General features: G+C 66.2%; 17 protein-coding genes. 6 read left to right on the top strand and 11 right to left on the bottom strand.

The window, feature by feature from the left end:
- Positions 1-94 precede the first annotated feature (94 nt).
- Both FSZ13_RS12515 and FSZ13_RS12520 read left to right on the top strand, forming a co-directional pair.
- On the top strand, positions 95-1,165 hold the full coding sequence (locus FSZ13_RS12515) for an outer membrane protein assembly factor (RefSeq protein ID WP_260844170.1): 1,071 nt from the start codon (positions 95-97) through the stop codon (positions 1,163-1,165).
- A 118-nt stretch (positions 1,166-1,283) separates the two neighbouring features.
- On the top strand, positions 1,284-2,846 hold the full coding sequence (locus tag FSZ13_RS12520) for an arylsulfatase (protein ID WP_145480136.1): 1,563 nt from the start codon (positions 1,284-1,286) through the stop codon (positions 2,844-2,846).
- Positions 2,847-2,887: 41 nt separating this feature from the next.
- On the opposite strand, the gene FSZ13_RS12525 is transcribed toward FSZ13_RS12520, so the two are convergent.
- Both FSZ13_RS12525 and metX read right to left on the bottom strand, forming a co-directional pair.
- Complete coding sequence (locus FSZ13_RS12525; RefSeq protein ID WP_145480138.1) at positions 2,888-3,502, bottom strand: DUF1294 domain-containing protein; 615 nt, start codon at positions 3,500-3,502, stop codon at positions 2,888-2,890.
- 3 nt (positions 3,503-3,505) lie between these two features.
- Positions 3,506-4,618, bottom strand: a complete 1,113-nt coding sequence (gene metX / locus FSZ13_RS12530; RefSeq protein ID WP_145480141.1) for a homoserine O-acetyltransferase MetX — start codon at positions 4,616-4,618, stop codon at positions 3,506-3,508.
- 550 nt (positions 4,619-5,168) lie between these two features.
- Here metX and FSZ13_RS12540 point away from each other — a divergent pair.
- Positions 5,169-5,903, top strand: coding sequence for a hypothetical protein (locus FSZ13_RS12540; protein ID WP_145480145.1), 735 nt, complete (start codon positions 5,169-5,171; stop codon positions 5,901-5,903).
- Between the two features lie 48 nt (positions 5,904-5,951).
- The gene (locus FSZ13_RS18820) at positions 5,952-12,851 is read left to right on the top strand and encodes a calcium-binding protein (RefSeq protein ID WP_145480147.1); all 6,900 of its coding nucleotides are present in this window, start codon (positions 5,952-5,954) and stop codon (positions 12,849-12,851) included.
- A gap of 68 nt (positions 12,852-12,919) precedes the next feature.
- Here the strand turns inward: FSZ13_RS18820 and FSZ13_RS12550 are convergent, their stop codons facing one another.
- The 9 genes from FSZ13_RS12550 to ccmA form a co-directional block, all read right to left on the bottom strand.
- Complete coding sequence (locus FSZ13_RS12550; RefSeq protein WP_145480373.1) at positions 12,920-13,924, bottom strand: tetratricopeptide repeat protein; 1,005 nt, start codon at positions 13,922-13,924, stop codon at positions 12,920-12,922.
- Positions 13,918-14,322, bottom strand: coding sequence for a cytochrome c-type biogenesis protein (locus FSZ13_RS12555; protein WP_145480371.1), 405 nt, complete (start codon positions 14,320-14,322; stop codon positions 13,918-13,920). The genes FSZ13_RS12550 and FSZ13_RS12555 overlap by 7 nt, the downstream gene beginning before the upstream one ends.
- Before the next feature lie 67 nt (positions 14,323-14,389).
- Entirely contained in the window at positions 14,390-14,995 is a 606-nt protein-coding gene (locus tag FSZ13_RS12560; protein WP_145480149.1) for a DsbE family thiol:disulfide interchange protein, read from the bottom strand.
- A gap of 4 nt (positions 14,996-14,999) precedes the next feature.
- On the bottom strand, positions 15,000-16,919 hold the full coding sequence (locus tag FSZ13_RS12565) for a heme lyase CcmF/NrfE family subunit (protein WP_145480151.1): 1,920 nt from the start codon (positions 16,917-16,919) through the stop codon (positions 15,000-15,002).
- Entirely contained in the window at positions 16,920-17,381 is a 462-nt protein-coding gene (ccmE, locus tag FSZ13_RS12570) for a cytochrome c maturation protein CcmE (protein ID WP_145480153.1), read from the bottom strand.
- Positions 17,378-17,563 carry a heme exporter protein CcmD gene (gene ccmD, locus FSZ13_RS12575; protein ID WP_145480155.1) on the bottom strand — a complete coding sequence of 62 codons (186 nt, stop codon included), beginning with the start codon at positions 17,561-17,563 and terminating at the stop codon, positions 17,378-17,380. The genes ccmE and ccmD overlap by 4 nt, the downstream gene beginning before the upstream one ends.
- Positions 17,560-18,336 (bottom strand): heme ABC transporter permease CcmC, encoded by a 777-nt coding sequence (gene ccmC / locus FSZ13_RS12580; protein WP_145480157.1) that lies wholly within the window; start codon positions 18,334-18,336, stop codon positions 17,560-17,562. The genes ccmD and ccmC overlap by 4 nt, the downstream gene beginning before the upstream one ends.
- Before the next feature lie 84 nt (positions 18,337-18,420).
- Positions 18,421-19,116, bottom strand: a complete 696-nt coding sequence (ccmB, locus tag FSZ13_RS12585; protein WP_145480159.1) for a heme exporter protein CcmB — start codon at positions 19,114-19,116, stop codon at positions 18,421-18,423.
- Complete coding sequence (gene ccmA, locus FSZ13_RS12590; protein ID WP_145480161.1) at positions 19,113-19,787, bottom strand: heme ABC exporter ATP-binding protein CcmA; 675 nt, start codon at positions 19,785-19,787, stop codon at positions 19,113-19,115. Before ccmA ends, ccmB begins: the two co-directional genes overlap by 4 nt.
- A 53-nt stretch (positions 19,788-19,840) precedes the next feature.
- On the opposite strand from ccmA, the gene FSZ13_RS12595 reads away from it, so the two are divergent.
- Together FSZ13_RS12595 and FSZ13_RS12600 are read left to right on the top strand one after the other, a co-directional pair.
- On the top strand, positions 19,841-20,989 hold the full coding sequence (locus FSZ13_RS12595) for a pyridoxal phosphate-dependent aminotransferase (protein ID WP_145480163.1): 1,149 nt from the start codon (positions 19,841-19,843) through the stop codon (positions 20,987-20,989).
- Positions 20,989-21,819 (top strand): amidohydrolase, encoded by an 831-nt coding sequence (locus FSZ13_RS12600; protein ID WP_145480165.1) that lies wholly within the window; start codon positions 20,989-20,991, stop codon positions 21,817-21,819. Before FSZ13_RS12595 ends, FSZ13_RS12600 begins: the two co-directional genes overlap by 1 nt.
- Positions 21,820-21,904: the final 85 nt, after the last annotated feature.

Below are 21,904 nucleotides of genomic sequence, written 5' to 3' on the forward strand. Positions count from 1 at the left end.
CATGGTCCTTCACTGTGCGCTGGCCGCGCCTGCACCTGCGCAGGGGACGGCATCGGACACCACAGTGCCGGCCCCGGCAGCCCCCAGCCACTCCATGTTCAAGGACGCGCAGGATGGCCATTTCGACATGTCGCGCTGGTTGCTCGAGCGCAAGGGTTTCCTGCCGGTGCCGGTGATCATCAGCGACCCGGCCGTGGGCTACGGCGGCGGCGTGGCCCTGGCGTTCTTCCACCGGCCGGAGGGCGCAGCGCTCGAACGCACAGCTGCCGACGGGCGGAAGCAGATGATCCCGCCGAACATCTACGGCGTTGCCGGGATGAAGACCGAGAACGGCAGCACGGCCTACGGGGCGGGCGCCATGCTGCACTTCAAGGACGACCGCTGGCGCTACACCGGTGGGGTTGCCAAATCCTCGTTCAACCTGGACTTCTACACGCCGGGCAACGTGCTGCCGGAAGTGGGTATCGGCTACAGCTCCGACGGCTACATGGCGTTCCAGAAGATTGCCCGGCGCCTGGGCGACCAGTCGCTGTTCCTGGGCCTGCAGTGGATTTACATGGACCTGGACATCGGCTTCGACGTGGATTCGGACCGCCAGTATTTCAAGCCGCACGAGCTGAACCGCAGGACGTCCGGCCTGGGGCTGTCGCTGCAGTACGACCAGCGCGACAATTCATTCACCCCCAACAGCGGATGGCTGGGCATGCTGGAGGGCAATTTCTACGATGACGCCATCGGCAGCGACAACGACTTCCAGAGCTACCGCGCGCATGCGTTCGGCTACCTTCCGCTGGGCGACAAGCGCTTCGTCCTCGGCGGTAGGGTGGATGTGCGTTGGGTAGGCGGCGACGTGCCGTTCTACCGGCTGCCGTACATCGACCTGCGCGGCATCGGCTCGGCCCGTTACCAGCATACGCGCGCTGCCACGGTCGAAACCGAACTGCGCTGGAACCTCACACCGCGCTGGGCCGCCATTGGCTTCGTGGGCGCGGGGCGCACCTGGGGCGAGCACGGCAGCTTCTCCGCTGCCACCAGCCAGGTGGCCAAGGGCGTCGGCGGTCGCTACCTGATCGCGCGCCAGCTGGGGCTTTACGTGGGCCTGGATTACGCATTCGGTCCCGAGGACGACACCGTCTACGTGCAGGTAGGCAGCGCCTGGCGCTGACGCCGTACGGACCAACGGGACAGAATTACTTAGCCAGCGTAAGTAGAAACACGGTGGTCGCCCCCCCGCTGGCGCAGGGATCATCCATGGACCCGCCGCAGCACTCCTGGAGCACCCGATGGCCACCGCCGCCAAGAAGAAAAAGACCGACAAGAAGCCCAACATCCTGGTCATCTGGGGCGATGACATCGGCATTTCCAACCTGAGCTGCTACTCGCACGGGTTGATGGGGTACCAGACCCCGAACATCGACCGCATCGCCCGCGAAGGCATCATGTTCACCGACTCCTACGGTGAACAATCCTGCACCGCCGGGCGCTCCTCGTTCATCACCGGGCAGAGCGTGCTGCGCACCGGTCTGTCGAAGGTGGGCATTCCGGGTGCACCGATCGGCATGAACGAGAAGATCGTCACCATCGCCGCGCTGCTGAAGAACGAGGGCTATACCACCGGCCAGTTCGGCAAGAACCACCTCGGCGACCTGAACCACATGCTGCCGACCAACCATGGCTTCGATGAGTTCTACGGCAACCTGTACCACCTCAATGCCGAAGAAGAACCGGAGATGTACGACTACTTCCCGGAAGATGAGTTCGGTGATTTCATCGCCACGGTGAAACCGCGCGGGGTGATACACAGCTTTGCCACCAACAAGGACGACGCCACCGAACAGCCGCGCTGGGGCAGGGTGGGGAAGCAGAAGATCAAAGATACCGGGCCGCTCAACCGCGAGCGCATGGTCACCTGCGACGACGACTTCGCAGAGCGTGCGAAGGGCTTCATCAAGCAGGCCACCGACGACGACACCCCATTCTTTGCCTGGGTGAATTTCACCCACATGCACCTGATCACCCACACCAAACCGGAGAGCCTGGGCCAGGCCGGTCGTTGGCAGTCGCCCTACCACGACACCATGATCGACCACGACAAGAACGTGGGTTCGCTGCTGGATTACCTGGACGAGCTGGGCATCGCCGACGACACGCTGGTGGTGTACTCCACCGACAATGGCCCGCACCGCAATTCGTGGCCGGACGGTGGCATGACCCCGTTCCGCAGCGAGAAGGACACCAACTGGGAGGGCGCATTCCGCATCCCGCTGGTGGCGCGCTTCCCCGGAAAGATCAAGCCGGGCACCATCTCCACTGAAATCGTGCAGCACCACGACTGGCTGCCCACTTTCCTGGAGGCGGCGGGAAACAGGACGGTGGTGGACGACCTGAAGAAAGGCGTCAAGGCGATAGGGCGCACCTACAAGAACCACATCGACGGCGTAAGCCTGTGGCCCTACCTGACCGGCAAGACCGAGCACTCGCCGCGCAAGCTGTTCGTCTACATCTCCGACGATGGGGACACGTTGGGAATCCGCTATGACAACTGGAAGGTGACCTTCATCGAGCAGCGCTGCAAGGGAACCATGGCGGTCTGGGGCGAACCGTTCACCCCCATGCGCATCCCCAAGATCTACAACCTGCGCACCGATCCGTACGAGTTCGCCGATGTCACCTCGAACACCTACTGGGACTGGTACATCAACCACGTCTACATCGTATACGGCGCCATCGCGCTGCTGACGAAGTTCAACGAGACCTTCAAGGATTTCCCCAAGATCCAGAAGCCCAACACGTTCACCGCCGACCAGGCGATCGAAAAGTTGAACGACGCCGTCGCCGGAAAGTAGTCGGCCCCGGTAGCGCCGGCCGTTGGCCGGCCCTGGCGATCTCACCCGGCGGTGGACCATCCACCGCCGGCGATCCACGCCAGCGCCACCAGGTTGATCACCACGGCACCCCAAAACGTCGTCTGGAACGAAGCCTTGCGATTCTTGTGGCGCAGCATGCCCTGCGCCAGCAATGCACCCGGCCATCCCCCCAGCAACGCCATCACCTGCAGGGTGCTCTCAGGCGTGCGCCGACGGCCGTGCCGGGCGGCACTCTTGTCGTGCCAGTAGAACAGGAAGGTGAGTGCGCTCAGGCCGGCATACGCTGCGGCAATCCACGGCGGGCAACGCCCGAGCCATGCCGCGGCCGCCACGCCCGCCAGGAAGAGCACTGCGATGGCGCGCCTCGGCAACCAGTCGCGCCCTGCGCTGCCCGCGGTCGCAGTGGTTGCCCGGCGCCCATTACCCTGCAGCGCGAAACGTACCTGGGTTGCGTTGAGGCGACCCTTGCCATCACGCTGCACCTCGTACGTGATCACATCCCCCAGCGCAGGGCGCCGGTCGCGCCCGGCGAACGCACCGATGTGCACGAAGCAGCGCTTGCCACCGCCATGCGGCTGGACGAAGCCGAAGCCGCGTGCATCATTCCACTCGCTGAGCCTGCCCTGCTGGCGCATGGCTCAAAGCGCATCCAGGAAGGTGCGCACCGCCGGCCCGAAGCGGTCGAAATCGACCAGGAACGCATCGTGGCCCTGCGGCGAATCCAGGCCGATGAACTGCGCATCGGCACCGCCCGCGCGCAGGCCGTCGGCGATCTGCTGCTGTTGCTGCACCGGGAACAGGATGTCGGTGTTGGCGCCGATCGCCAGCGCCTTCTCCACCTGTATCTTCGCGAGGCCGGCCATGACGTCGCCCCCGGCGTATTCGGCCAGGTCGAACCAGTCCATGGAGCGGCTGAGGTACAGATAGCAGTTCGGATCGAAGAAGCGCACGAACCTGCGCGCATGGCCTTCCAGGTAGCTTTCGACCTGGAACTCCAGCCCGAACGGATCATCATCGGCCTGGTCCGAATCCAGCCGCACGCGGCCGAAGCGGCCGTCCCACTCCAGCGCGGAACGGTAGGTGATCACGCCGAGCTTGCGTGCCATGCGCATGCCCGATTCCGGATACTGCTGGTCGGTGTACCGGCCACCATTCCATTGCGGGTCCAGCCGGATCGCCTCGCGCTGCAGCGAGCGGATCGCGATGGAGAACGGCAACGCCTGGGCGCTGCCGGAAATATTGATGTGGCTGCGCGCGATGCCGGGATGCAGCAACAACACCGCCAGCGCGGTCATGCCGCCCATCGAGTTGCCGATCACGCAGGCGAGCTTGCTGATCCCAAGCGCCTTCACCACCTCCACGGCGGCGCGCGCACCGTCTTCAATGGACAGCTCGGGAAAACCCAGCCGGTACAGTTCGCCGCTTGCCGGATCCACGCTCGCCGGCCCGGTGGAACCTTTGCAGCTGCCCAGTGAGTTCACGCACACCACGAACCAGCGGTCGGTATCGATCGGCTTGCCCGGGCCGAGCATGCCTTCCCACCAGCCGGGCGCGGGGTTGGCTGCGTTGGCCGCGGCATGGGCGTCGGGCGAGAGGCCGGTGACGATCAGGATGGCATTGCTGGCGTCAGCGTTCAGCGTGCCCCAGGTCTCGAACGCGACCTGGGCACCGCGCAGTTCACCGCCGCGCTTGAACGCGAATGGCGAGGGCAGGGCGTGGTAGCGGGTGCCTGGGGGAATGAATTCAGTCATGCGGGCATTCTACCCGGGCAGGGTGGGGATGCCCGTGCCGTCGCCGGGACGGTTCGTATCGGCCCAGGTCCTATCGCAAGGGAACGTTGGCGGTCAGCTATACCTGTCTCACCGGGCCCATGCGCCCCTGGCGGGAAGTCGACGATGGGGGGACTGGCGGTAATGGAAGGCCACGCACCGTCGACCTCGCGCTGCCCGGCAAGGTGACCGATTAAAAACGGCGCATTTTGAGATGGCCAGCCCAGTTCACTTATTGACAACCTCCCGGGCGCAGCCACATGCTCGTGGCGGGGTGCACGTGCTGTAAGCGCTGCACAAAGGGAATGATATGTCCGGGAAGTTCGGCACTATGGCTTCGCGCTGCAGCGAGCGGATCGTGATCGAAATCGGCAGCGCCTGGGCGCTGCCGGAAGCATTGACATGGCTGCGTGCGATGCGCGGATGCAGCAGCGCAGTCCCGATCAGGGGCGAAAGGATCCAGCCTGCGTAGGGACACGCCATGCGTGTCCAGCCGGCGTCAAGGGAAACAGTTCGCTTAGGGGCAGGGAAGATGAATCGTACGACCAGGATCGTTCTATCGGTGTGCCTGTTGGGCGCCATAGCCCTTCTATCGCACACGTGCAGCACCCGCACGGCCAGGCAGGAAGCGCTGCGAACCAGAATCAAGCAGCAGTCCGACGGGGAACTCGTCAACGGGATCCTGTCGTACTGTGGCCAGAAGATCCGCATGGACTGGGGGCGGCCTATGTACTCAAGCGAGCGCCAGATATCAGCCAACGGTCTTCAGATGGCAATCAGATCCATCCCCTCGACGGATGCTGCCCAGGTCAGCCTGTCCATTTCCAGTGTCGACCCTTTCCGGCAGAGCTGCTTTGACGATGACGTGGAGTCGCAGATCGACGTCCTGCTGAGCTGCAACCGAACCGATGCCCCGATCTGGACCGATCTTGCCAAGCGCGACTGGGCTGTGCGCGATGAGCTGCCCGAATATGGCGTGGTGAGACTGCAAGGGGATCCGGGCGGGCGGATGAACGTTGCTGTCTACTACGCGGCGTTGCCGTCCTTGCAGTATCGGGCAGGTGAGTTTCCGTTCCAGGCCTCCTGTGGCAGCCGGAACACGCCTCGGGAGATAGAGCGCTGCAAGGTCGCATATCAAAAGGAGCGACTGGCGGTTGGCTACAGCTACCTGACACGCTCCATCCGGCCGTGGAGGGAGGTAGACGAGGTCGTACGGTCAGTGATGGAAGGTGTCGCGCCCTCAACGGTGCGCTGCCCCAACAGATAGTCCAATTCCAGTATTTGCGAGTAATGCATTCACACGGAGCGTAAACGCATGCCTTTGCTGAACATCGAACAGATCAGTACCCTGGAGCAGCTGCTGAGTGAGGGGCCGATCAACAACAACTATAGCTATATCTACGGCCAGATTGCGGATTGGCTGGAGGGTAACGAGAGTGCCAAGGAGGTTCGGCTGTGGTTTCTGGGAGCCGAGCAGGCCAACGGTGGGTACGGGCCGTTCTCCGACATCATTCGCGCCTACACACTGCGCCAGGCCGAACTTCGCGGCGTAACGGTGACTGATGCATTGATGCAGGAGGCATCGAATGCCGTCGCCATCAAGGTGATCAACGATCTTCTGGAGCAAAACGAACTCACACTCGCTGAAATCGCAAACAACGACGCATCTGCGGTCGGCGAGGTGGTGTTCAAGGGTCTTGGGGAGGACACGGCTTATACTCAGAACGCCGCATGGTCGGGCTCGCTGCTGTTCAGCCTGCTCGGCGGCAATGAGACCGGCCGCCTATTCAGTACCGGGGAGGCTCAGACGCTCGACACGCTCGACGACTGGAAGAATGCCCTGATTGCATTCGACGCCTTTTCCCATGCCATCAAAGCGGTCGGTTCAGGTTGGATGGGCTATGTCGATGGTGCACTGATCTTCAATCAGCTGCCGGATTCCTCATGGCTCGACGTGATCGTCGATGTCGCCACCAATGTAATCACCCCCAGTGACCACGAACTCGGCCCGCGTCTGGCGAGACTGTTCCAGGACACGCCATTGGGTCCAGCGTTCTCCCTGATGGGCCAGTATGGTAGGGAAAGCACACTGAACATGCTGCTCAGCGCTTTCCTTGGCTACCCCACCAGTGAAGTCAACGAGCAGAACTACACCGCCTCGTTCACTGCGTTCTTCGGTGCCCTGACGCCCGCCCAGACCCAAATCCTGCAGGTGGATTACATCGGCGGCAAGACCGCCGTCGAACTCCAGCAGTTGGGCGCCGGGGACCTTCGCGTGCGCAACGCGCTTGCAAGCTTGTCGGTGTTCGCAGTGGAGCCTCTCGACGCGCGCGCCGCGGAACTGGCGCTGTACAACGCCCAGACCGGTGATGGAGCAGTCACCGCAGAATGGATCCAGTCGCGCAGCGAGTTCCTGACCTGGCTCAACATGTACCGCGACGCCCGCGACAGCGACGGGGTAGTGGATCAAACCTCCCCTTACTCGGGTTCGATCTCTGTCGGCGGCGATATCCTGTTCAAAGCGCGCGGCAACGGCACCGACCTGGATCTTCGCGTCGACCGCATCGATGCCGGACTTTTGGAGGCCCGGCGCATGTTCTTCGGCGCCGGCGCTGGCGACCTTCTGCTCGGGGGAGACGGCGATGACCGCCTGTTCGGTGAAGGCGGCGACGATTCCCTGGCTGGCGGCAAGGGCGAAGACTACCTGGAAGGCGGCACCGGAGGCGATCTGCTCAATGGTGGTGATGACGCGGACACACTGATCGGCCTGGGCGGCGACGACATCCTGGTGGGTGGCAACGGCAACGACCACATGGAAGGCGGTCTCGGCTTTGACCGTTACGAGATTGGCGGCAGCGGTCAGCTCGGCAACCAGCACGACACCCTCAAGGATCTGGACGGCAGCGGCGAACTTGTCCTCTCGGGCGTTGTGGTGGGGGCGATGGGACGGGTCGGCGCCGATGCTTGGCAGTCAGCTGACGCCCGCTTCCGCGCCCTGCGCAGCATCAAGGCGGGCCTGGTCACGTTGACCGTGATCGACACCCAAACCGGCAATACCGCCGATATACAGGGCTGGCAGCAAGGTGCGCTGGGCATGATCCTGGAGGGCATGGGTGAGGCGTACAACCCGGGCCCGGCCAACACCACGTCGATGTGGGACGGGGAGGTGACGCCCGATGGCAGCGTGCCGGTCAATGGCGTGTTCCAGGGTAACGATGCGCCACGCGCGTACTACACCGGCTTCGGCAATGATGTGATCCGCGCAGGCGCCGGCATCGACCTGATCAACGGCGGATCTGGCAGCGATACCATCGAGGCGGGCGATGGCAACGATTTCATTGTCGAAGTTGCCCGAACGGTGCGCAGGCCGGTGTACTGGACGGGTCCCGAGCTTGAGGGTGTGGAGCTTGCGCGTGGCGTGGGCTTCATGGTGCACCTGATGAGTGGCGACGCGAACGACGCGCGCACCTATTACGCGGACATCAAGCTGAGTACAAGCTTCCTGAGCAGTCCAACGCTCCCCGGCGGTATTTCACTCCCCGATGCCGAGTTGTACGCCGACGGCGGCGACATCATCGACGCGGGCGCCGGCTCGGACATCGTGATGAGCGGTGAGGGCGACGATATCGTCCAGGGCGGCACCGGTAATGACGTACTGTTCGGCGGCCATGACAACGATCTGCTCATGGGAGGTGAGGGCGACGACCTGCTCCGCGGTGATCTTGTGGGCGGGGTGCTGGCGCAGGACCAGTTCGCCAATCTGTCGTCGCGCGCGGTCCACGACGGCAACGACCAGATCGACGGCGGCGACGGTGATGACGAAATCTATGGCGATGGAGGCTCCGACCAGATCTGGGGCGGTCGCGGCGACGATATCCTGATCGGCGATGAAGTGGCACTGGAGGCGTCCCGCCAGGGCGCCGACGCGATCTACGGCGGTGATGGCCACGACCAGATCTGGGGCGGCGCCGGCAATGACCTGATCGAGGGCGACGACGGTGAGGATGTGATCTACGGCGACTTCGTCACCGACCAGCTGGCGCTTCAGCACCACGGCGACGACCGGATCACTGGCGGGCGTGGCATGGACTTCATCGATGGGCAGGGCGGCAACGACCATATCGACGGTGGCGACGCCGCCGATACCCTGATCGGCGGTGCCGGCAATGACGTCATCGCCGGTGGAACGGGCTACGACCTCATATACGGCGACAGTACCGAGGATGCAGCGTCCGACCACGGTCGCGACACCATCGATGCGGGCGACGGCAACGATGTGGTGCTGGGCATGGGCGGCGATGACGTGCTGGCTGGCGGGGAGGGTGACGACAGTCTCTACGGCGACGATGAACTTGGAGCCTTTACCGGCAACGATCTGCTTTACGGCGGTGCAGGCAGCGACTGGATCCACGGCGGCGCCGGCAATGATGAACTGCACGGTGGCAGCGGGAACGACATGCTGATCGGGGGACTGGGCAACGACCTGATCGTGATCGGTGCGGGCGAGGACCACGACGTCGTGGGCGAGCTCGGCAGTGTCGATGCCGGCGACGACATCATCCGCCTGCTCACCGGCAGCCCGGCGACGGTCCTGTTCCAGCGCCACGGCGATACGCTGGTCATCGACCTGGGTCCGGACCAGTCGGTAACCCTGCAGGGCTTCCTGGCCGACACCAGTGCAAGGCATCGCATCGAGTTTGCCGATGGCAGCGTGCTCGACCGCGCGTCGGTGCTGGCGCTGGTCGGCTCGGCCACGTCCGGACCCGACCACCTGGTTGGCGGCAACGGGCGTGACGAACTGCACGGCGCACAGGGCAACGACGTGCTGGAAGGCGAGGGCGGTGACGACGCGTTGTACGGCGAGGACGGCGACGACACCCTGCTTGGCGGCGACGGCAACGACCAGCTCTACGGTGGCGCAGGCAACGACGTGCTGGACGGCGCCGGTGGCAATGACGTGCTGGACGGCGGGGCGGGCACCAATGTTTACCGCTACGCGCTGGGATCCGGACGCGACGTGATCCGTAGCTCCGACCCGGGCGAAACCCGCATCGTCAACCTCGTCGGGCTCAATAGCGCGGAAGACGCGCTGTTCAACATCGAGAACGGCACGCTGGTGATCACGTTCAATGACCAGGACACGCTGACCGTTGAAAAGTACACCGGCGGTGGCAGCGTGCCGGTGAAGATTCATTGGGCAGACGGCCGCGAACTGTCCACCGCGGAACTGCTGGGTGGGCATAACCGGTTGTTCTATCCCACCTACGACGACCTGGTCGTGCATGGCTATGGTGGCAATGACTGGATCTGGGCCGGCTATGGCGACGACCTGCTGTATGGCGATGAGGGCGATGACGAAATCATTGCCGAACTCGGCGACGACATCATCCATGGCGGTAGCGGCAACGACCTGATCTACGGAGACATCCGGGTGACGATCAGCAGCATGGAACATCCCAGCTCGGGCAAGGACCGGATCTACGGCGGTGCGGGCGACGATTCCATTTACTCGAGCGGCGGCGACGACCTCGTGTACGGTGACGAGGGCAACGACTACATCTTCGGTGGTTGGGGCAGTGACATCATCGTGGGTGGCACCGGCAACGACGATCTCTGGGGCGGCGGCGATGACGACACCTACCTGTTCAGTCGTGGCCATGGCGTGGATTACGTTACCGAGAAGCAGATCGACATTGATACCGATCGCATCGTGTTCGATGCCACGGTAAGCGCTTCAGAACTGGTGCTGGTGCGCGAGAGCAGCGAGAACGAGGACCTGCACATCGTCAATACGGCCAGTGGCGACCGCATCGTCATCACCGAGTACTTCACCCAGGTACAGGGGACCATCTATGACCGGATCGAGCGCGTCGAGTTCGCCGACGGTACCGTGTGGACCGGGCAGGACCTGTACCGCATGGCAGCAACGGGCACTGCTCATCACGACAACATCATCGACATGGCCGCTCCGGGCAATTTGATCGACGGCGGTGCGGGCAACGACGAGATCCGGGCCCTGCAGACCGATGACACCCTGCTGGGCGGTACCGGCAATGACGTCATAGCCGGTGGCGCCGGCGACGACATCATCGAAGGGGGGGGCGACAGCGATCTGCTGCTCGGCGGTGCGGGTAGCGATGTCTACCGCTTCGGCATCGACTCCGGCTTGGACTTCGTGGTGAATGCGCCGGGCGACGCGGGCGATCACGACGTGATCGAACTGGGCGCCGGCATCGGGTCGCAGAATCTGGTGCTGGCGCGCTCAGGCGACGCGCTGGTGCTGACCCTGCAGGGTACGGGTGATCGACTCATGGTGCTCAACCACTTCGCTGACGTGGGAGGCGCCCTTGGCGGGCCGATCCAGGCGCTGCATTTCGCCGACGGGACGGTCTGGAACAGCGAGGACATCCTGGCGAGGCTGGGGCCGGATCTGCCGCTGATCTCGGTGAACTACGACGGCATCCCCTACACCGACCAGCAGGGAGAATTCGCCTACATGATCGGCTCGCAGGCGAACTGGGGGCTGTACGAAGGCTCCGAAGGCACTGCCGGGTATTTCGACCCGGGCGTGCCCGACCCCCACCACGTGGGACGATTCGATGCCGCGATGAAGGGGTCCTACGCCAGCGACACGTATGTGTACGGCAAGGGTTACGGGCCGATGCACCTCACCGACGCGGGTGGCATCGATACCCTGCGCTTCTCCGGTGACGTTGCCGCGACCGACGTGCAGCTGCTGCGCTTCGGCAACGACCTGGTGATCCGCCTGGGACCGGGCGATGATCTTGGCGTAGCCGACTACTTCGCCGGCAGCAATATGGTGGAAACGCTGGTGTTCGCTGATGGCAGCCACTGGAGCGGTACGGATATCGCCCAGCGCGTCGTGGTGGGTGATCGGGTGTTGATCGGCACAGGCGCTGACGATGTGCTGAGCGGCGGCGAAGGATTGGATGTGCTGCGCGGGCTTGGTGGAAACGACGTGCTGTACGGCGGCGCGCGTGCCGACCTGCTGGACGGCGGCGAAGGCGCCGACATCATGGATGGCGGCCTCGGTGACGATACCTACATCGTGGACAACATCGGTGACGTGGTGATCGACGCCGGCCCGGAGTGGTTCGGAATCCCGGAGACCAACACGGTCATTGCCAGCGTCGACTTCACCCTGGGTGAGCAGCTCCACAGGTTGATCCTGGACAGGGCGGGACTGGTGGGGCGTGGCAGCGACCGTTCCAACGTGCTCATTGGCAGTGCCGGTGACGACACGCTGTATGGCACGCCCGACGGCGTCGAGAGCTGGGACGCCGACTGGTTCGACGGCGGCGCGGGTAACGACCTCCTGGTTGGCAGCTCGGGGCGCGATACGCTGATCGGCGGTAGCGGTGCGGATGTGATGATGGGTGGATTCGGCGCGGACCTGTACTACGTAGATAACCTTGGCGACGTCGTCCTTGAGGAGCAGGAGGATGGTGGCTGGGGTGAGTCCCGCATGGCATCCGTGCCCAGCGAGGGCGAGCACCCGGAACGCTACGACGACAAGGTGATCTCGTCCGTGAACTACACGCTGGGGGACAACGTCGAGTCGCTGGTACTGGTCGATCAGGCCACCCTCGCTACGGGCAACGCGCAGGACAACACCCTTGACGGCAACGCGCTGGACAACCAGCTCTCTGGCCTGGAGGGCCATGACAGCCTGTACGGCGATGCGGGCAACGATGTGCTGCTGGGCGGTGAGGGCGACGACAGCCTCGATGGAGGGTCCGGCGATGACCGCCTGGTGGGAGGCGAGGGGAACGACACCTACGTGTTCCTGCCGGGCGACGGCCATGATGTGATCGACAACCTTGATGCCGGCGGCTGGGACGAGCTGAGCCTGCGGCTCTATGACAACGAGACGGTCCAGTTCCAGCGTGTCGGCGACAGCCTGGAGATGCTGATCGGCGATGGCATGGGCCGCATCACGGTGGAAGGCTGGTACGCCGATCCGAACCGGCGCCTGGACGGTGTGAGCATCGGCTTCGAGCAGTGGTTGAGTGCCGACGACGTGGAAACGCTTGCCGGTGGCGCGCGGGGCACGGTTGCCGCGGCGGATGGGAAGCGCGAGGTCGATCAGCTGGTGGCGGCCCTTGCCTGTTCGGGCACCACGTCGGGGCCGGGCTTCTCCGGCGGGCATGCCCCCCGCGAGCATGTTTCCGGCGTGCTGCTGGCCGCGATGTAGCCTGCAAGCCATCCGGGGGGGCAATGTCCCCCCGGAGCACCGGCACCGTTGAGCCACACGGTGCGGCGCTACCGCAGGGTGAGGGTTACCGTGCCCTTGGACGGCAGCTGCACCTGCACCACCGGCGAATCAATATCTCCGTCCTGGCGATTCGCCTGTCCACTGGCTGAAATGCGGGCGAATACTTCCACCTTGTCCAACGAGGACAGCTTCGCGGTCGGCATCGGACTGTTGCTGTCGTCCAGGGTGATCTGCAGGGGCAGGTCGGCGAGCCGATGCTTCTGTACCGCGACCGGCATCGGCGGGCCGCCCGGCATGCGCGCGATGACGAATACCGAAGCGTCCGCCGGGAGCGCGGCGGTGTCGAGGTCCGGGCCGAGCGCCACCGAGACCTTCACGCCGCCCCCGGCCGCGTCGTCAGCTGCGGGCGCGGCGGGAACACCGGCCTTGCTGCGTGCAATCGCAATCTGCTCGCGGAGCGCGCTGGCGGCCGCCGGTTCCAGTCGCGGCAGCAGCGCTTGCCACGTCGCCGCCGCTTCCGCGTCCTGCCCGCGCTGACGCTGCGCGATGCCGATCAACCACCCGGCGCGTTCGCTGGCCGGGTCGACCTGCTGGGCGTGGCGCAGCCATTGCAGGGCGGTGTCATCGAAGCGCTTGGCAGGATCGGCCTGGGCACGCGCCTGTGCGGCTTCGACCAGCAGCGGCACTTCATCCGGGGCCAGGCCGACCGCGCGCGCGAACGCCTGGTTGGCCTTGTCCAGGTTGCCCAGCGCCAGCTCCGAGCGACCCAGCAGGGCCCAGCCATCGGCGCGCTGCGGTTCGCGTGCAAGCGCCGCTTCCAGTGCGCGGACCCCCTGTTCCAGCGACGCCGGTCCGGGCTCGGCCTCGGCCACGGCATCGACGGCCTTGGGCGTGCCCACCAGCATGTACAGGGCCACGCCGGCCACGCCGATGGCGACCACCGCCGCCAGGAACGGCGCGCGCCGTCCGTCGCGGCGCAGCGGCCACAGCACCACCATGGCCACCAGCGCAGCACACAACCCGGCAATCGCCTGCATCCAGGCGCTCACCAGCGTTCCTCGCTGTCGCCCATCGGTTGCACCTGGCGGCTGCGCCGGCGCACCACCCACGCCAGCACGCCGGCACCGCCCAGCACCAGCGCCACGGGGCCGAACCACAAGACACTGTTGCGGGTGTCCATCACCGGTCGATACAGCACGAACTCGCCGTAGCGGTCGACCAGGAACTGCTTGATCTGCGCATCGGTGCGGCCCTGCTGCATCAGGGTGAGCACTTCGCGGCGCAGGTCATGCGCGATCTGCGCATTGGAATCGGCCAGCGACTGGTTCTGGCACTGCACGCAGCGCAGCTCGGCGGCCAGCGCATGGAAGCGCGCTTCCTCGGCGGCGTCGCGGTACTGCAGCGGGGTAGGGTCGGACACCGCCTGTGCCAGCGTCAGCGCAGGCAGCATCAACGCGAATGCGAGAACCCACACCGGTAGCGCACGCCTGTCAGTCGTGCGGCTCGCGGCGCCGGACTCACTCCGCAGGCGTAGCACGCGGTTTCGCATGGTCACGTTCCAGTTTTTCAAGTTCCGGAATCAGCTGGGTGTCGATCACGCGCTGGCTGAGCGCGCCACTGTACTTCCAGCGCACCACGCCGCTGGCGTCCACCAGGAAGGTTTCCGGCGCGGCGGTGATGCCCCAGTCGATCGCGGTACGGCCCTCGATGTCGGTCAGCACCAGCACGAACGGATTGCCCAGCTGCTCCAGCCAGCGCAGCGCATCGGTCGGCTCGTCCTTCCAGTTGTAGCCGATCACGCGCACGCGCTTGGTTTCGGCGAACCGGGTCAGGATCGGATGTTCCTCGCGGCACGCGGCGCACCAGCTGCCCCAGACGTTGAGCACGTACGGCGCGCCGCGCAGCTCGCTGCTGTTCACCGTGATCGACGGGTCGTGCAGGACCGGCAGCGCGAAGGCCGGCGCCGGTTTGCCGATCAACGCCGAGGGCAGGATGTCGCGGTCCGGCGCGCCGGATTTCATCACCCCGTAGATCATCAGCCCCAGCAACCCGAAGAAGAACAGCACGCCGATGACGATGGCCACGGGCGGCAGCGGGCGGGAGGCGGGGCGGGGATCGGACACGGAACTACTCCTGGAAACGGCGGAAGCGGCGGTCGGCGGCGGTGACGAAGCCACCCAGCGCCATCAGCACGGCGCCGAACCAGACCCAGCGCACGAAGGGTTTGACATGCACGCGCACGGCCCATGCATTGTTGCCCAGCGGCTCGCCCAGCGCCACGTACACATCGCCGCGCACGCGCGCATGGATGCCGGCTTCGGTCATCATCTGCCCGCCGCTGGCGTAGGCGCGCTTCTCCGGGTGCAGCAGGGCCAGCTCGCGATCACCCTGCAGCACGCGCACGTGGCCGCGGTCGGAGACGTAATTGGGCCCCTGCTGGTGGTCCACGCCCTCGAAGCGCAGGGTGTAGCCACTCACGTCCAGGCTCTGGCCGGGGGTGAGCGCGACCTCGCGCTGCACGTTCAGCGCTTCCACCAGCAACGCGCCGACCAGGAACACCGCCACGCCACCGTGGGCCAGCAGCATGCCGACCATTTCCGCATTGAAGCGGCCGTTGCCGCGCAGGCGGGTCCAGGCGAAGCGGGCCGTACCCAGTGCCACCCACGCTGCGGCAGCAACGCCGGCAGCCGCCTTCAGCTTGCCCTGCGGTGCCATGAACCATGCAACGACGCCCAGCAGCAGGGCCAGGCCGGCCCACGGCGCCAGCAAGGCCAGTCGCCGCGATGCCTGGTCGCGCTGCCAGCTGACCAGCGGCCCGAACGGCAGCAGCGCCACCAGCGGCGCCATCAGGACGATGAACAGGGTGCCGAAATACGGTGGCCCGACCGACACCTTGCCCAGCCCCAGCGCGTCGGCCAGCAGCGGATACAGGGTGCCCAGCAGCACCATCGCGCAGGCCCCGGCCAGCAGCAGGTTGTTGGCCAGCAGCAGGGTCTCGCGCGAGGTCGGCATGAAGCCGCGGCGCGGATCGTCGTTGCCCAGCGCGCCAGCGCGCAGCGCATACAGCACCAGCGCTGCGCCGACCACCAGGGCCAGGAACACCAGGATGAAGGCGCCGCGCGAGGGATCGGCGGCGAACGAATGCACGCTGGTCAGCACCCCCGAACGCACCAGGAACGCCCCCAGCAGCGACAGCGCGAACGCGGCGATCGCCAGCAGCAGGGTCCAGCTGGCGAAACTGCCGCGCTTCTCGGTCACTGCCTGCGAATGGATCAGGGCGGCGCCGGCCAGCCACGGCATGAAGCTCGCATTTTCGACCGGGTCCCAGAACCACCAGCCGCCCCAACCCAGTTCGTAATATGCCCACCAGCTGCCGAGCGCGATGCCGAGGGTAAGGAAGCCCCACGCCACATTGGTCCACGGACGGGTCCAGCGCAGCCAGCGCGCATCGACGCGGCCGTCGAGCAGCGCGGCGATGGCGAACGCGAACGGCACCGCGAAGCCCACATAGCCCACGTACAACATCGGCGGGTGGATGATCAGCCCCGGGTCCTGCAGCAGCGGATTGAGGTCGCGGCCTTCCAGCGGCGCCGGCAGCAGGCGTGCGAACGGGTTGGAGGTGAAAAAGAGGAAGGCCAGGAAGCCCAGGCTGATGATCCCCATCACCCCCAGCACGCGTGCGCGCACGGTGTCGGGCAGGCGCCTGGACCACAGCGCCACCGCGGCGCCCCACAGCGCCAGCACCAGTACCCACAGCAGCAGCGAGCCTTCATGCGCGCCCCATACCGCCGAATACCGGTAGGCCAGCGGCAGCAGGCTGTTGGAGTTCTCGGCCACGTAGGCCACCGAAAAATCCTGCTGCACGAACGCAACGGTAAGCAGCGCGAAGGCGCCGGCGACCAGCGCCAGCTGGGCGAACGCGGCCGGACGGGCCACCGCCATCCACGCGACCTGCCCACGCTGCGCGCCCCACAGCGGCAGCAGCGCCTGCAGCAGGGCCGCCAGCAGCGCGCACAACAGCAGGACCTGCCCCAGTTCCGGCAGCACTCAGCGTGTCTCCACGGCGGGCATGGGCACGTCGTGCTTGCTGTGCGCCTTGCCCATCTTGTCGGCGACTTCCTTGGGAATGTAGTTCTCGTCGTGCTTGGCCAGCACTTCGTCGGCGACGAACACCCCGTCCTGCAGGCGCCCCATCGCCACCACGGCCGAGTCTTCGCGGAACATGTCGGGCAGGATCCGCGAGGTCGTCACCGGCAGGGTGGCATCGCCATCGGTGACCACGAAGTGGGCGTCCAGCGAACCCTCGGCACGCTGGAACGAGCCCTTGACCACCATGCCGCCGAGGCGGAAATTCGACTGCGTGCCGTGCTCACCGCGCAGCACCTCCGAGGGCGTGTACAGGTAGGCGATGTTGCGCTGGAGCGCGAACGCCACCAGCGTGGTGGCCAGCCCGGAGGCCAGCAGCACCAGCAGTACCCACACCAGCCGGCGTCGCTGTACCGGCGTCATCGGCTCAGTTCCGTGCCCAGCGCGGAGGCGTTGGTGCCGGCCTCGCGTGCGCGCTGCCGCTGCTGGCGCTGCAACGCCTGGCGGCGCGCGGCGCGCAGCCGCAGCCGCGAGCCCAGTGCGTCGGCCGCCAGCACCAGCACGAACACAGCGTACGCGGCCACGAGGAAGGGAACATGGGTCATCGGGTCGGGTGCTCCTGTGCGCTGCCGCCGGCGGGGCCCAGGCGCTCGGCCACCCAGGCCTTGCCGGCCTCGCGGCCCAGGTTGTCGGCGCGTGCCTTGGCCAGCAGCGAACCGACGAACCATAGTTTGGTGGCCACCACCATCCACCACAGCGGGGCGATCAGCTCGGCGCGGACCGCGTTGTCGCCGAACACATTGATCGACTGGCGCTGGTGCAGGCCTCCCCACCAGTCCACCGAGTAGCGGATGATCGGCAGCAGGCCGACCCCGACGATGGCGAGCAGGCCAGCCGCGCGCGCCGCGCTGCGACGGTCTTCGATGGCGTGGTACAGGCCGATCACGCCCAGGTACAGGAACAGCAGGATCAGCTCGCTGGTCATGCGCGGGTCCCAGTCCCACCAGGTGCCCCAGGTGCCCTTGCCCCAGATGCTGCCGGTGAGCAGGGTGACCAGGGTGAAGCCGGCGCCCATCGGCGCGCACGCCATCGCCAGGATCTCGCAGATCTTGATCCGCCAGACCAGCGCGATGGCTGAATACAGCGCCATCAGCGCGAACACGAACAGGCTCATCCAGGCGCTGGGCACATGGATGTAGATGATGCGGAAAGCGTCGTTCTGGTTCTGCTCGGCGGGCACCACGAACAGGCCCTGCCAGATGCCGACCAGCAGTACCGGCAGGGCGGCCAGATAGAACACCCGCGACCAGCGCGACGCGAAGCGGTCGAAGGTGGGCGGCGAACCCAGTTGATGGAACCAGCGGACGATGGGCTGCATGCGGCGATAGCTATCCAGCAGGGGACGAGAACGTAGCGACACGCCAGGCGTGTCCTGAAAAACGGTGAAACGCAAGCCAACCACTCAACTCAATGAAATCCGGATCGCGGCAGCGGTAGCCAGCGGCGCCAGCACCAGTGCCACCACCAGCCCGGCGCCGAGCAGCAGCAACGCGCCGACCGGATCCTGCCCGCGCGCGGCGGCCGCCACGCTGCCTGCACCAAACACCAGCACCGGCACGAACAGCGGCAACGCCAGCAGCGCAACGAGAATACCAGAGCGTCGAATGCTCACCGTCAGCGCCGCCACCACGCCGCCGATCAGGCTGAGCAACGGGGTGCCGAGCAGTAACGATGCCAGCAGTATCGGCAGTTGGTCATGTGGCAGATGCAGCATTTCGGCAAGAAGCGGGGTGACCGCGATCATCGGCAGCGCGGTGGTCGCCCAGTGCACCAGCACCCGTACCAGCACCAGCCACGCCAACGGGACCGGGGCCAGCAGCCATTGTTCCAGCGATCCGTCCTCGGCATCGCTGCGGAACAGGCTGTCCAGCGAGAGTTGGCCGGCCAGCAGCACCGCCAGCCACAGCACGGCGGCAGCGACCTTGGCCATCAATGGCGGATCGCGGCCCAGCGCCAGTGCGAACAGCACCACGACCAGCAGCGCGAACAGCAGCGGCTGCAGGGCATCGCCGCGGCGTCGCCAGAGCAGGCGCAGGTCGCGCCCGGCCAGCGCCCGCGCGGTCTGCCACAGTCCCGGCTGGGTCCCCGGCGCGATCATGCCAGCTCTCCCGCTGCGGCCTGCGACGGCTGCCCGGCCGCAGACAGGGTTACCAGCCGCGTCCGTACCGGCGGCGCGGCATAGGCCCCGTGCGTGGTCACCAGGGCCGCACCACCGCCGCGCAGGTGTGCGGTAATCATCCGGTTCACCAGGTTGATCCCGTCCAGGTCCAGGTTGGCGTACGGCTCGTCCAGCAACCACAACGGTGCCGGCGAGAGCCAGATCCGGGCCAGCGCCAGCCGTCGCTTCTGGCCGGCGGAGAGCTGGCGCACCAAGGTCCCCTCATGGCCGGCCAGGCCGACGATGGCCAGCGCGTTGCCGGGCATCTGGCGCGCGCGGCGACCGTGCAGGCCGCACAGGAAATTCAGGTTCTCCAGCGTGTCCAGGTCCGGCTTCAGTCCAGGCAGGTGGCTCAGGTAGGCCACGAACTGCGCGCGCTCGCGGTGCCCGGCCGGGCGCCCATCGATCTGGATGGTCCCGCTGCCGGCCCGCAGAAGCCCGGCCAGCACCCGCAGCAGCGTGGTCTTGCCGGCGCCATTGTCGCCCTGGACCAGCAGCGCCTCACCTGCGTCGACCTGCAGATCAAGGGGCCCGAACACGGGTTCATCGTTGCGGTGGAAGGCCAGGCCCGTGGCGGACAGCAGCGGCGGGGTGTTCGGGGAGATCTGCATGCAGGGAGTGTACCGGTTTACACTTTTGCTCCGCCTTTGATTTCCGGTTGCCGATGAACCCCCAGACCAAGCTGCCCAAGGTGGGCACCACCATCTTCACCGTGATGTCCCAGCTGGCCGCCGAGCACGGCGCCGTGAACCTGGGGCAGGGCTTCCCGGACTTTTCCGCGCCGCAGCGGCTCATTGATGAGACGATCAAGGCCATGCACGGCGGGCTCAACCAGTACCCGCCGATGACCGGGGTGGCGCCGCTGCGCCAGGCCATCGCGCAGAAGTCGCTGGACCTGTACGGCGCGCAGGTGGATCCGGACAGCGAGGTCACCGTCACCAGCGGTGCCACCGAGGCGATCTTCAACGCCATCCATGCGGTGGTGCGCCCCGGCGAGGAAGTGATCGTGCTGGACCCGGCCTATGACTGCTACGAGCCGGCCATCGAGCTGGCCGGCGCGCGCGCCGTGCACGTGCCGCTGGACCCGCAGAGCTTCCGCGTCGACTGGGACCGGGTGCGCGCGGCGATCACGCCGAAGACCCGCCTGCTGATGGTCAACACGCCGCATAACCCGTCCGGCGCGATGTTCGATGCCGCGGACATGCAGGCCCTGATCGACGTGCTGCGCGGCACCGGCATCTACCTGATTTCCGACGAAGTGTACGAGCACATCATCTACGACGGTCGCCGCCACGAATCGGCGCTGCGTTACCCGGAGCTGCGCGAGCGCACGTTCGTCATTTCCAGCTTCGGCAAGACCTACCATTGCACCGGCTGGAAGATCGGTTATGCGGTGGCGCCCCCGGCGCTGAGCGCGGAATTCCGCAAAGTCCATCAGTACAACACCTTCACCAGCTTCGGCCCGGCCCAGTACGGCTTTGCCGCGATGATCCGCGACGAGCCGGAACACCACCTGGAACTGGGCGCGTTCTACCAGGCCAAGCGCGACCGCTTCCGCGAACAGCTGCTCGGCACGCGGCTGCAGCCGCTGCCGGTGCCGGGCGGTTACTTCCAACTGGTGGACTACTCGGCGATCAGCGACCTGCCGGACCATGAATTCGTGAAATGGCTGACCGTCGAAAAGGGCGTGGCTGCCATTCCGTTGTCGCCGTTCTATGAAACCCCGCCGCAGGGCCAGCGCATCGTGCGCTTGTGCTTCGCCAAGAACGACGCGACCCTGGATGCGGCCATCGCACGGCTGGAAGCGCTGTGATGGCGGCCGCGCAGCGTCTCGACCTGCGGATCAGCCTGGTACAGGGCGACACCCGCTGGCACGACCCGGAGGGCAACCGCGCCCACTATGGCGAACTGCTGGCACCGCTGGCCGGGCAGACCGACCTGGTGATCCTGCCGGAAACCTTCACCAGCGGCTTCTCCAACGACGCGATCTTCCGCGCCGAAGGGATGGACGGTCCCACCGTGGCCTGGATCCGCGAGCAGGCATCGCGGCTGGACGCGGCGGTCACCGGCAGCGTGCAGCTGCGGGTGGGCGAGGGCGTGTACAACCGCCTGCTGTGGGCCACGCCGGACGGCGGCCTGCAGTACTACGACAAGCGCCACCTGTTCCGCTACGGCGACGAACACCTGCGCTATGCGGCCGGCGACGCGCGCCTGACGGTGGAATGGAAAGGCTGGCGGATCAATCCACTGGTCTGCTACGACCTGCGTTTCCCGGTGTTCTGCCGCAACCGCTACAACGTCGAGCGGGCCGACGACCTGGACTTCGACCTGCAGATCTTCGTGGCCAACTGGCCGGCGGCACGCGCCTATCCCTGGCGGACCCTGCTGCGCGCACGCGCGATCGAAAACCTGTGCTACGTGGCGGCGGTCAACCGCGTCGGCGTGGATGGCAACGCGCTGCAGTACGACGGCGACAGCGCCGTGATCGACTTCCTCGGGCAGCCGCAGGTGGAAACCCGCAGCTGCGAGCAGGTGGTGACCACCACGGTCTCCGCCGCCGCGCTGGCCGCGCACCGTGCGCGCTTCCCGGCGATGCTCGACGCCGATGCATTTACCTTGGGCGGACCGGTCCAGCAGGGCTGACTTCACCCCGTCTTAATAGGACGGGGTGCATGGTTGCGCCCAATTCCAGTGCGCCCTAGACAGGCCGTGGAATCTGAATTCAACG

Source organism: Stenotrophomonas rhizophila (assembly GCF_007667275.1).
Lineage (GTDB): Bacteria > Pseudomonadota > Gammaproteobacteria > Xanthomonadales > Xanthomonadaceae > Stenotrophomonas > Stenotrophomonas maltophilia_AE.